Source organism: Sphaerospermopsis aphanizomenoides BCCUSP55, assembly GCF_001586785.1.
GTDB classification, from domain to species: domain Bacteria; phylum Cyanobacteriota; class Cyanobacteriia; order Cyanobacteriales; family Nostocaceae; genus Sphaerospermopsis_A; species Sphaerospermopsis_A aphanizomenoides_A.
This window is the reverse complement of sequence record NZ_LUFH02000145.1, coordinates 1-11,285: the sequence shown is the minus strand read 5'-3', so window position 1 is coordinate 11,285 and position 11,285 is coordinate 1. Positions and strand designations below refer to the sequence as shown.

The window sequence follows — 11,285 nt, the reverse complement described above, 5'->3', positions numbered from 1 at the left end:
GGTGGTAGGTTACTTGTAGGATGCTACTAAGGGACTTCCAAATAAAAAAATATCCACTCGTTGAGTAAGCAGGGGAGGCAGGGGAGGCAGGGGAGGCAGGGGAGGAAAAATTTTTCGCTATCAAAATTGGATAATTTAATTTCTGGAAGTCCCTAAGAAGCAAAAATTTGATTCACTATTACCACTAATGTCACGATACCAAAAATAATCATTAATCCGGATGGCATAAACTTGCGTGTTCTGGCTAGTCTAAAGGCAAAGAAAACTACTAAAATACCAGTAACAAAAGCTGCTAAAGCTAAACCCCAGGTTTGTCCCTGAAGTTGGCAATAAGCAGCAATGATGATTAATAAACCACTAATGCTACCACTCAGTAAAGAAACTTGACTCTTAGCCTGGATATAACCGATGATTCCACCCACTAATGCTAAAATGCCGTAGCCAAAAGCGGCAACTATACCTAAATTCATGGTGACAACCTATGTAGATTGGGATTTTACTTTTAGAGTCAGTAGAAAATTACAGTTGATGGATGGATAATCAAGCGATGTCTACGGTAAATACTTCGTCTTACACTAAAGTTCAATTTTTCCAGCGGCAAGCAGCATCTCTCTTACTTTACCAATCTGTCATGACAGGGAAAGTGGCGATCGCATTTCTTGATCTGTTACAAGCTATACGTTACACTGATGCCGATGGCCGCGACTGTCTCCAAGCTTATGGTAATTATTTTCAGGCTTTGGCTGCCAGCAAACAAACCTGGGAAGAATACTTAATTCGTCAAATTCTCATTGCTGACAACCCCTTTACTAGACTAGCTCAACAGCGAGATTTTGCTGATTTACCACCCGCTTTGGTTGCTGCTGCCCAACATGATCTACAAGTATTACAAAATTTATACGAATGTAACAGTGCTGTTTTAAGTGAGTGGGTACAATTTGTTGCTCACTTACCAGTTTCTCCGGTAGTGTGGTATCAAGAACCGGAAGGTTTAGAAATTGATACTGATTTAACCACCTATCTGCAACAATTGGAAACCTGGCCTGATGCTGTAGAAAAGTTAGCAGCTTATTATCAGCAACATGGAACTGGGTTATTTGCACAATATCGCGCTTTTCGTTGGCAAAATGGGCATTTTGTTGGTATTGCCTATCCTGACCCAGTTAAACTAAATACATTGGTAGGTTATGAGTGGCAAAAAGATACTTTGCTCAAAAATACCAAGTTTTTATTGTCGGGACAGCCAGCATTGCACGTATTACTCTATGGTAGCCGAGGTTCTGGTAAGTCTTCTTTAGTCAAAGCTTTGCTAAATGAATATAGTGACAAAAACCTGCGCTTGGTAGAAGTGTCAAAATCTGATTTGCACTGCTTACCACAAATAGTCGAAAAGTTGCGGGGAGTACCACAAAAATTTATCATTTTTGTCGATGATCTTTCCTTTGAGGAAGATGATGATGCTTTTAAATCATTAAAAGTAGTTTTAGAAGGGAGTTTAACAGCTAGACCACAAAACGTAGTGGTTTATGCTACATCTAACCGTCGGCACTTAATTCGGGAGTATTTTAGTGATAGACCTGCCCCCAAGGATAACGAGGAAGTCCATGCTTGGGATACAATGCAGGAGAAGCTTTCCTTTAGCGATCGCTTTGGTCTTACATTAACATTTGAAGCAGCAGATCAAAAAACATATTTACAAATAGTCCAGCATTTAGCTGCACAATCGAGAATTAATCTGAATCAAGAAGATTTAGAATATAAAGCGTTACAATGGGCAACTCGTCATAATGGACGTTCTGGACGCACAGCACAGCAGTTTATTGACTTCTTAAAAGCAGATTTAACTGTATTTGGTGAAAATAAACATAGCCTATAATTTACCTATTTATAACCTCTTATAGCAGTTATCAGTTAGATGAGAAGCCTTCAACTCTGTCACCTGTTCCCTGTCACCTGTCACCTGCTATATCTAAATGACCTTAATCACTACTAATTCCGACAAATTGTCTACGCTAAAAACAAGCAATATGCAATCAGTAATGGTCAGCAATAGATTAATTCTTGGTATATTTGCCTTTAGTATCAGTTTTGGTTTAAGCCTTGTTCCCAATTGGGATTTTACTAAAGCTTTACTCACAGGTATAATTACAGTTTTAGCAACCTATTCAGCCGCATTATTTGTTGATAAACGACGCAGAAATCATGAAATGTTAGTTTTAAGTTCTCTCCACAAAAGAATTAGAGAATTAGAAGGATTAAAATCTCGAATTGCTAGAGAAATTAAACAAGTAGAAGAACATAAAAACATTCTTTATACAGAATCACAGCAACTGCAAAATCAAATATCAGAATCCCGTAATCAAAGAGATAGTCTACATCGAGAACTAGGAAGTTTTGCGGCACAAAAAAAGCAGTTAGAATTAGAAATTGGTAATCTGACAACTGAACTGTATCTATTAGAAAATAGTACAGCAGAACTTAATCATTCCTGTTCAGAACTCACAGCGGAAAAACGCCGTCTAGAACTAAATTGTAACGTATCTCGTTCGGAAATTACTCAACTGCAAGCCCAAATTGAAGCCTTCAAGCAGGAAAAAACTGACATCGAAAATAACTTAACTCTCATCAATCGACTCAAACCACAACTAGACGAAAAACTTCATGAACTAAGAATTGAAGTTCAAGACTTAGAAATTAAATTATTCAATCAAAATAACCTCCTCACAGATACAATAACAGCCAGAGAAAATCTAGAAAATACTCTCACTGATTTATACACCCAAAAACAAGCACAAAAATCAGAAATTAACAAATTAGAAAATCAAATCTCTTTATTGCAAGAAGAACGCGATTTATTGCAAAATCAGGTTTGGGAATTACTGCAAAACCTAGAAACACTCAACCACGAACAATTACCTGAAACCGGACAAGAACAAGAAGTTGAATTATTTCCTTTTGATGAAATTCTCGAACCGATAGATTCTGAAAAACATCCTTCAGAAAATCTACCTCCAGAATGGAGTAACTTTCTAGAAAATCTCCCAAACAACCAAATTCAGATATTAAAAGCCATAGTCAATCAAGATAATCCCAAGGCTGTGATTAAACAAGTGTCCGAAGAAAATATTACCATGCCCAATTTATTAATTGATGCTATTAATGAAATCGCCAACAATACCATTGGTGAACTAATTATTAAAACCGATACTGAAACCCCCGAAATTTATCAAGAACATATATTAAATGTTGAAAAAATTATAGCCATGCATGAAGACTTAATCACTCAGTCGTAGTATGGTTAGGATTCAACAATGGACAATGGACAATTGATAATTGACAATGGACAATTGATAATAACCTCTCCCTAGAAGTGAGAGGATTGGGGAATAGGAACTTTTTGATTTTTTCGCCTTTCTAGGAGAGGTTTTAAACCTGTAATGAAACAATTGTCAATTATAAATTGATAAAAATAGCAAAAATTTACAAGTATTAATTTCCGGAAATTTATACCTTTTCCATAAGTCCTAATTCTTGTTCTTTCAGCCTATCACGCTGATAGTTGATAGCTGATTGCTAACGTTAGAATGCTGCCAAATTGAGTATGATATACTGGCTATTTGTAATAATCATTAAAAATCCAGTCATTTAAACTACATGACCAAGCTGAAAATCTCGAAAAAAATCTCTACTGCGTTAATTAATTCCCTTGGTGCAGGAGTAGTCCCCAGAACCGGAATTGAACATATAGCAGTAGGTCGAGAAAAAGAACTAAATAGCCTATTACAAAATCTTAATGATATTGCAGAAGGTGTAGCAGCTTTTAGATTTATAATTGGTAATTACGGTTCAGGAAAAAGCTTCATGCTGCAAATGATTCGTAATCGGGCAATGGAGCAAGGATTTGTAGTTGCTGATGCTGATTTATCCTCTGGACGCAGACTAGCAGGAAGCAACAACGAAGGTTTAGCAACCTATCGAGAATTGATGAGTCATCTGGCTACAAAAACCCGTCCTGATGGTGGTGCTTTAGTTTCCATATTGGAAGGATGGATTAATAAAATTCAGCAAGAAGTAGCCAAAGAAAAGGGGATGCGCCCCAATGATGAAGGTTTTGATGAACAAGTAGAAACAAAAATTAGAGAAGTAGTCCACTATATAGAAGACTTAGTTCATGGCTTTGATTTTGGTAATGTAATTATTGCTTATTGGCGTAGCTATCGCTTAGATGATGAAGATTTAAAAAATGCCTCTTTACGTTGGTTAAGGGGAGAATTTAATACCAAAACTGAAGCGAAAGCTGCTTTAGGTGTGCGCGTTATTATTGATGATGAAACTTGGTATGATTATATAAAATTATTAGCTAAATTTGTTGCGGAAATCGGTTATAAAGGACTATTGATTTTAGTAGATGAAGCTGTAAATTTATATCAAATTTCTACTACAGTTACTCGTGAAAAAAACTACAACAGACTTTTAGCAATGTTTAACGATACCATGCAGTGTAAAGCTGAAAATCTTGGTATTTTGATTGGCGGAACAACCAAATTTTTAGAAGACCCCAATAGAGGACTTTTTGCTGACCAAGCTTGGCGTAGACGCACCAAAGAAAGCCGATTTGTTACCCAGGCTAATGTACAAGAATATATGGGTCCAGTGATTCGGTTGAATCCCTTAACGGAAACAGAAATACTCACACTTTTGCAACGTTTAACAGAGATTCACGCTCTTAATTTTGGGTATGAAAAGACTTTAAAAAATAGTGAATTAAAAGAATTTGTCCAAGAAATTATTACTCGCTTAGGTGCAGAAGCATTACTCACACCAGGGGAAATTATTAGAGATTTTATTAGCGTGTTGAATGTTATTTATCAAAATCCAGAAATTAACTTTTCTGAATTAATTCATGGTGCAAATTTTAAACCTACCATAGCAGGTCAAGATGGTGATGTAGATGATGATGTAGCAGAATTCAGTTTATGATTTAGAGGATTTTGTCAAAGTATTCTGTGATTATTCTTCCATCTATGAGTAACAGCACATTTTCTAGACTTGCACCCTTTATCCAAGAGTACATTTATCTTCACAATTGGACAGAATTAAGACCAGTACAAATTGCCGCGTGTGACGTTATATTTAACACTAATGCTCATTTGCTAGTTGCTGCCGCTACCGCTGCGGGAAAAACAGAAGCAGCATTTTTACCTGTTTTGACTTTATTACATGAAAACCCAGCCACTACCATAGCTGTTTTGTACATTAGTCCTATTAAAGCCTTAATCAATGACCAATTTACACGCCTGAATGATTTATTAAAAACGGCGGATATACCTGTATGTTCGTGGCATGGTGATGTAGTTCAAAGTCGCAAACATAAACTTTTAAAAAATCCCCAAGGTATCCTGCAAATTACACCGGAATCTTTAGAAAGTTTGTTAATAAATAAAAATCAGGAACTAATTAGATTATTTAGTGATTTGCGTTTTGTCATTATTGATGAAATTCACGCCTTTATGGGTTCAGAACGAGGTGATCAAATTATTTGTCAATTACAGCGGTTAGCCAAATTCACTAAAACCCAACCTCGACGCATCGGTTTATCAGCTACTCTTGGTGATTATGCAATGGCTGAAAAATGGTTAAGTTCAGGCACAAATAAGCCAGTGATTACACCAAAAATTGAAGCAGGTAAGCGGCAAATTAAACTGGCTGTAGAACATTTTTTTATAGAGAAAGACTTTGAAGCATCAGATTATGAAAAATACATTTTTAATATTACTAAATCTCGGAAATGTCTCATATTTGCTAACAATCGTACCCAAACAGAATCTATTATTTCTTCTTTACGGCAAATTGCTAATACAGAAGGATTTCCAGATATCTATCATGTTCATCATGGTAGTATTGCTGCCAGCTTACGACAAGCTGCTGAAAATGCCATGCGTGAACCTAATACCCCCGCTGTGACTGCGGCAACTTTAACTCTAGAATTAGGTATAGATATTGGTTATTTAGAAAGAGTAATTCAGTTAGAATCTCCTTTATCTGTTGCTAGTTTTTTACAAAGATTAGGAAGAAGTGGTAGAAGGGGTGAATCTGCGGATATACGTTTTATTTGTGTAGAAGAAAAACCATTAACAGAGGCTTCATTACCAGAACAAATACCCTGGCAACTTTTACAATCTATCGCTATTATTCAACTTTATTTAGAAGAACGTTGGATTGAACCAATTAAACCTATTAAATATCCTTTGAGTTTGCTTTATCACCAAACCATGAGTATTTTAACCGCAATGGGGGAAGTTTCACCTGCTGCTTTAGCTCAACAAATTTTCAGTCTATCACCATTTGCTAATATTTCTCAAGCTGATTATAAGTTACTACTCCGATATTTAATTGATATTAATCACATTCAAAAAACTGAACAAGGTAAATTAATTATTGGTTTAGCTGGTGAAAAAATAGTTAACAAATTTCAATTTTATGCCGTCTTTGCTGATCATCAAGAGTATGTAGTTAAGCAAGGAGGAACAGAAATTGGTAGTATTTTTACCCCTCCGGCTGTGGGTAATCAATTTGCTTTAGCTGGGAGAAGTTGGGAAGTTTTAGAAGTTGATTTTAAAAAGAAGGTTATTTTTGTTAAGTCAGTTGAGGGTAAAGCTAGTATTTATTGGCGTGGAGGTAGCGGGAATATTCATACTAAAATTTTACAACGAATGCGCCAGGTTTTGTTAGAAGATACAGAATACGGTTATTTACAAAACAATGCTAAATCTCGGTTGCAGGAAGTTAGACATTTAACACAAAAAGCAGGTTTAAATAAACAGAATATTTTGCAACTAGAAAAAAATAAATGCTGTATTTTTCCTTGGATGGGTACTGTAGCTTACCGTACTTTAGAAAGATTGCTGAATTGCTTTTGTCGGGAATCTTTGGATATTACTAGTATTGGTGGTACAAATCCTTATTATTTGATTTTAAAATTAGGTAAGGATAAATTTGCATCTGTTTATCCAGAAATTAAATCTGTATGTGAGAGAAGCATTACCGCAAAACAGTTAGTTAGTCATGCGAAAGCAACAGAGATGCAAAAATATGATCAATTGATTCACCATGAACTGTTAAGGAAAGCATTTGTTAATGAGTATTTAGATATGGAAGAAGTGAGGCGGCAAATTTTTATTTGGTAGACTCAAATTTTGCGCCAATAAACAATTGATGCAATATAATTACATATAGGACTTACGCAAGATATGACTAAAAGCCTTATTCTTTCGTAGGGGTAATTCATGAATTACCCCTACTTGCGTTCTGTTTTGCGTAAGTCCTGACATATTATCAATTGATAATTGACAATTGTTTGATTCCAGGTTTAAAACCTCTCCTTTCAAGGAGAAAAAATCAAACAGTTCCTATTCCCCAATCCTCTCACTGCTAGGGAAATTCAATATTCTCTGTCCAATTAGATATATCTTAGTATAGATACACTCTCGGTATTCAGAGTATACATTAGCCAGTAATAGAACTCTGGTAGAGCAAAATGTATGATGTCTGATCAGCAAAGATTGGAAGAGCAATTATTATCTCAAGCAGCAGAAAGAAGGTTATCTCAACAGCTAGATGAAGTAGAAACAATAAATGTCAAGGTGCAAACAGATATTGGGAAAATATTTCAGGGACGGGTAGATGGAGTTTACCTTGCAGGACAAGGATTGGTTGTACAGAAAAAAATTCGTGTCCAAGAAATTAATCTGCAAACAGATAATATTGCTGTTGATCCTTTAAGTGTTATTTTAGGTCAAATTAAACTCAATGCACCAGTAAATGCCAATATTCGGCTTGTTCTCACGGAAGCAGATATTAACTACGCTTTGACTTCAGAGATAATTGCCGGCTTGGTGAGAAAATTTAACTTAAATGTAGATGGAGAGATGGTCAGTTTTGAGCCACAAGAAATGCAAATATTTTTACCCGGTGATGGCAAACTTGAATTTAAAGGTAAAATCGGGATTAAAGAAAAGGAAGATACTCACATTTTAGGTTATCATACTATCGCTTATCCTCGCACTAACACAAAACCTCCTATGTTGCAAAGTTTTCACTGTACCCAAGGAGAGGGAATTAAAATAGAATTAATTGCAGCCGCTATGCAAAAAGTTAAAGAAATTATCAATTTACCATCTTATGAGTGGGAAAATATGATATTTTCTATCAAAGAGATGGAAGTACAAAAGGATAATTTAATACTTATTATTGAAGCGCACGTAAAACAATTACCCTCACCGGAAACTATACTTGCTGCTGATTAAGGTTTACCATAGTAACAACCAAATGGTTATCCCTAGAAAATAATGTAAATTTATTGAAATTTGCTAACCTGAAAAACCTTCTTTATTGTGGTCATAAAAACGATGCAAGAATATGATGTTGTAATTATCGGTGCAGGACACAATGGTTTAGTGTGTGCTGCTTATTTACTCAAAGCAGGATACAGTGTCCTTTTACTAGAAAAGCGTCCAGTTCCTGGTGGTGCGGCCACAACAGAAGAATGTATCCCAGATCAAGCACCAGGTTTTAAATTTAATTTGTGCGCTATTGACCATGAATTTATTCATTTGGGTCCAGTTGTTCAAGAATTAGAATTGACAAAATACGGTTTGGAATATCTGGAATGTGATCCAGTAGTTTTCTGTCCCCATCCTGATGGTAAGTATTTTTTAGCCCATAAATCCTTAGAAAAAACCTGTGCGGAAATTGCTCGTTACAACGAACGCGATGCTCAAAAATATGCTGAGTTTACAGATTATTGGCAGCGGGCAATTAACGCGATGATTCCTATGTTTAATGCCCCACCAAAATCAATTATAGACATTTTTGGTAACTACAACATTCAAAAAATTAAAGATTTATTTTCTGTAGTTGGTTCTCCGTCCAAAACTTTGGATTTTGTCCGCACTATGCTAACTAGTGCTGAGGATATTCTGAATGAATGGTTTGATGAAGAATTTTTGAAAGCACCACTTTCTAGATTGGCTTCAGAACTAGGTGCGCCACCTTCCCAAAAAAACCTGGCCATTGGTGTGATGATGATGTCTATGCGCCATAATCCTGGTATGGCTAGACCACGGGGAGGTACAGGTGGATTGGTAAAAGCATTAGTGAATTTAGTCACTAGTAAAGGTGGGGTAATTCTCACAGACCAGCACGTTGAAAAATTGCTGATTGATGATAATAAAGCTGTAGGTGTACGAGTTGCAGGTGGTCAAGAATATCGAGCTAAATATGGGGTAATTTCTAATATTGATGCTCAACGTTTGTTTTTGCAAATGACTGATAAAAGTGATATTGATGCAGTCGATTCTGATTTATGGGAAAGATTAGAACGGCGGATTGTTAATAATAATGAAACTATCTTAAAGATAGATTTAGCGTTAGATGAACCGTTGCATTTTCCCTACCATGAACATAAAGATGAATATCTAATTGGTTCGATTTTAATAGCTGATTCCATGAATCATGTAGAACAAGCACATAGCAAATGTACATTAGGGGAAATTCCTGATGCTGACCCTTCAATGTATGTGGTTATGCCTAGCTTTCTTGACCCTAGTTTAGCACCACCTGGTAAACATACAGTGTGGATTGAATTTTTTGCACCTTATCAAATTGCTGGTGCAGAAGGTACTGGGTTAAAAGGTACTGGTTGGACTGATGAATTAAAAAACCAAGTTGCAGATAGAGTAGTGGAAAAATTAGCAACTTATTCGCCCAATTTGAAGAATTCAATTATTGCTAGAAGGGTAGAAAGTCCAGCCGAATTAGGAGAAAGATTAGGAGCGTATAAGGGTAATTATTACCATATTGATATGACATTAGACCAAATGGTATTTTTCCGACCGTTGCCAGAATTAGCAAATTACAAAACACCCATTGATAATTTATTTTTAACTGGCGCTGGGACACATCCTGGTGGTTCAATTTCGGGAATGCCGGGACGTAATTGTGCTAGGGTGTTTTTACAGTCTAAGCATCCCATTACTCAAACTTTGAAGGATGCAGGAAATTCGATTAAGTCTACTGTGGGGTCTGTGTTTGGGATTAGTTAATTTTAAATGAGGTGTATGGTGTGTTAGCCCTATATAACGCACCTTTTTTTTACATTACCTGTTGATAAATTATGGCTGTAGCATTTCAAAAAGTGCTATTTATTGTGGTTTAAAATTTTTAAATCATAATGTATAATGTGATATTATTACATTTATAATTAAATTACATTGTCAAGCCTGTAATTGTAGCTATGGAAAAACTAATAGTAAAAAACTTTTTAAACATAAAATATATTGAAATCAATTTATCCAAAATAAATATTATTATTGGACAACAAGCAAGTGGTAAAAGTGTAATTGCTAAATTAGTTTATTTTGGGAGAAATTTTTTTATTCAATACCGTTTATCTATGCCGTTTAAAGGACAAAAAAAAGCAGAGTTTGACAGAAGTATAATTGCTAATTTTAAAACCATATTTCCTGAATATGCTTGGAAAGACCAAGAATTCGACATCTTATATGAGAATGAACAGTATTATGTGCGTTTAGAACATAATACTATATCTTACAGTAAGCAGCATAAACTGTCTCTCGAATATTCTGAATATCTAGTTAAAATTCGCAGAATTATCTTGGCTGAATGCAAAAAGAAAATGTCTGAATATAGAGACATTGGAAAACATTATACTGAATTTATTTCAGAATATGAAAAAGATATTTTTCCTCAATATATTCAACATAATATAGGATTATTAACATTTATACCAGCGGGAAGATCGTTTTTCGCCGATTTACAAAAAAATGTTTTTTCTTTTTTGTCTGGGAAAATCACTATAGATTACTTCTTAAAAGAATTTGGATCAGTTTACGAAATGGCAAAAAATACATACCCTAGTCGGAAGATTCTTTATGAAGAATACATTAATATGATTGATGGCTTAGTAAATCAGATCATAGTTGGTAACTATATACTTGAAAAAGATCAAGACTGGATATACACAAATGATAATAGAAAAATTAATCTGTCAAATTCTTCATCTGGACAGCAAGAAGCTTTACCGATGGCTATTATACTAGCAACTTTACCTTTTGTAAGTCCCAACCATCTTTTTATTATCGAAGAACCAGAAGCTCACTTGTTCCCTACATCACAAAAATATATTGTAAATTTGATTAGCTTGGTTTTTAACCTAACTGAAAAAAAACATAACTTTTTTATAACAACTCACAGTCCCTATATAT

At 35.1% G+C, this 11,285-nt stretch carries 8 protein-coding genes; 7 read left to right on the top strand and 1 reads right to left on the bottom strand.

Translation table 11 applies throughout. The features are described 5' to 3' along the window. Positions 1–152 precede the first annotated feature (152 nt). The gene (locus tag A0J48_RS24535; RefSeq protein ID WP_200327204.1) at positions 153–470 is read right to left on the bottom strand and encodes a TMEM14 family protein; all 318 of its coding nucleotides are present in this window, start codon (positions 468–470) and stop codon (positions 153–155) included. Between the two features lie 62 nt (positions 471–532). Between A0J48_RS24535 and A0J48_RS24530 the strand changes: the two genes are divergently transcribed. The 7 genes from A0J48_RS24530 to A0J48_RS24500 form a co-directional block, all read left to right on the top strand. Beyond that, positions 533–1,876, top strand: a complete 1,344-nt coding sequence (locus tag A0J48_RS24530; protein WP_200327203.1) for an ATP-binding protein — start codon at positions 533–535, stop codon at positions 1,874–1,876. Between the two features lie 151 nt (positions 1,877–2,027). Continuing rightward, the gene (locus A0J48_RS24525) at positions 2,028–3,293 is read left to right on the top strand and encodes a tellurite resistance TerB C-terminal domain-containing protein (RefSeq protein ID WP_200327202.1); all 1,266 of its coding nucleotides are present in this window, start codon (positions 2,028–2,030) and stop codon (positions 3,291–3,293) included. Positions 3,294–3,654: 361 nt separating this feature from the next. Then, entirely contained in the window at positions 3,655–4,980 is a 1,326-nt protein-coding gene (locus tag A0J48_RS24520) for an ATP-binding protein (RefSeq protein WP_200327201.1), read from the top strand. A gap of 44 nt (positions 4,981–5,024) precedes the next feature. Beyond that, positions 5,025–7,187, top strand: a complete 2,163-nt coding sequence (locus A0J48_RS24515) for a DEAD/DEAH box helicase (protein ID WP_200327200.1) — start codon at positions 5,025–5,027, stop codon at positions 7,185–7,187. A gap of 354 nt (positions 7,188–7,541) precedes the next feature. Continuing rightward, positions 7,542–8,306, top strand: a complete 765-nt coding sequence (locus A0J48_RS24510) for an LmeA family phospholipid-binding protein (protein WP_325079029.1) — start codon at positions 7,542–7,544, stop codon at positions 8,304–8,306. Between the two features lie 102 nt (positions 8,307–8,408). After that, positions 8,409–10,103, top strand: coding sequence for a beta-carotene ketolase CrtO (gene crtO, locus A0J48_RS24505; protein WP_200327199.1), 1,695 nt, complete (start codon positions 8,409–8,411; stop codon positions 10,101–10,103). Between the two features lie 191 nt (positions 10,104–10,294). Further along, a partial coding sequence (locus A0J48_RS24500) for an AAA family ATPase (protein ID WP_200327198.1) occupies positions 10,295–11,285 on the top strand: 991 nt, incomplete at its 3' end.

Bases quoted from the DNA above. Each gene is read 5' to 3' on its own strand.
- A0J48_RS24525 (WP_200327202.1), top strand. From the start codon at position 2,028: ATGCAATCAGTAATGGTCAGCAATAGATTAATTCTTGGTATATTTGCC.
- A0J48_RS24535 (WP_200327204.1), bottom strand. From the start codon at position 470: ATGAATTTAGGTATAGTTGCCGCTTTTGGCTACGGCATTTTAGCATTA.
- crtO (WP_200327199.1), top strand. From the start codon at position 8,409: ATGCAAGAATATGATGTTGTAATTATCGGTGCAGGACACAATGGTTTA.
- A0J48_RS24530 (WP_200327203.1), top strand. From the start codon at position 533: ATGGATAATCAAGCGATGTCTACGGTAAATACTTCGTCTTACACTAAA.
- A0J48_RS24520 (WP_200327201.1), top strand. From the start codon at position 3,655: ATGACCAAGCTGAAAATCTCGAAAAAAATCTCTACTGCGTTAATTAAT.
- A0J48_RS24515 (WP_200327200.1), top strand. From the start codon at position 5,025: ATGAGTAACAGCACATTTTCTAGACTTGCACCCTTTATCCAAGAGTAC.
- A0J48_RS24510 (WP_325079029.1), top strand. From the start codon at position 7,542: ATGATGTCTGATCAGCAAAGATTGGAAGAGCAATTATTATCTCAAGCA.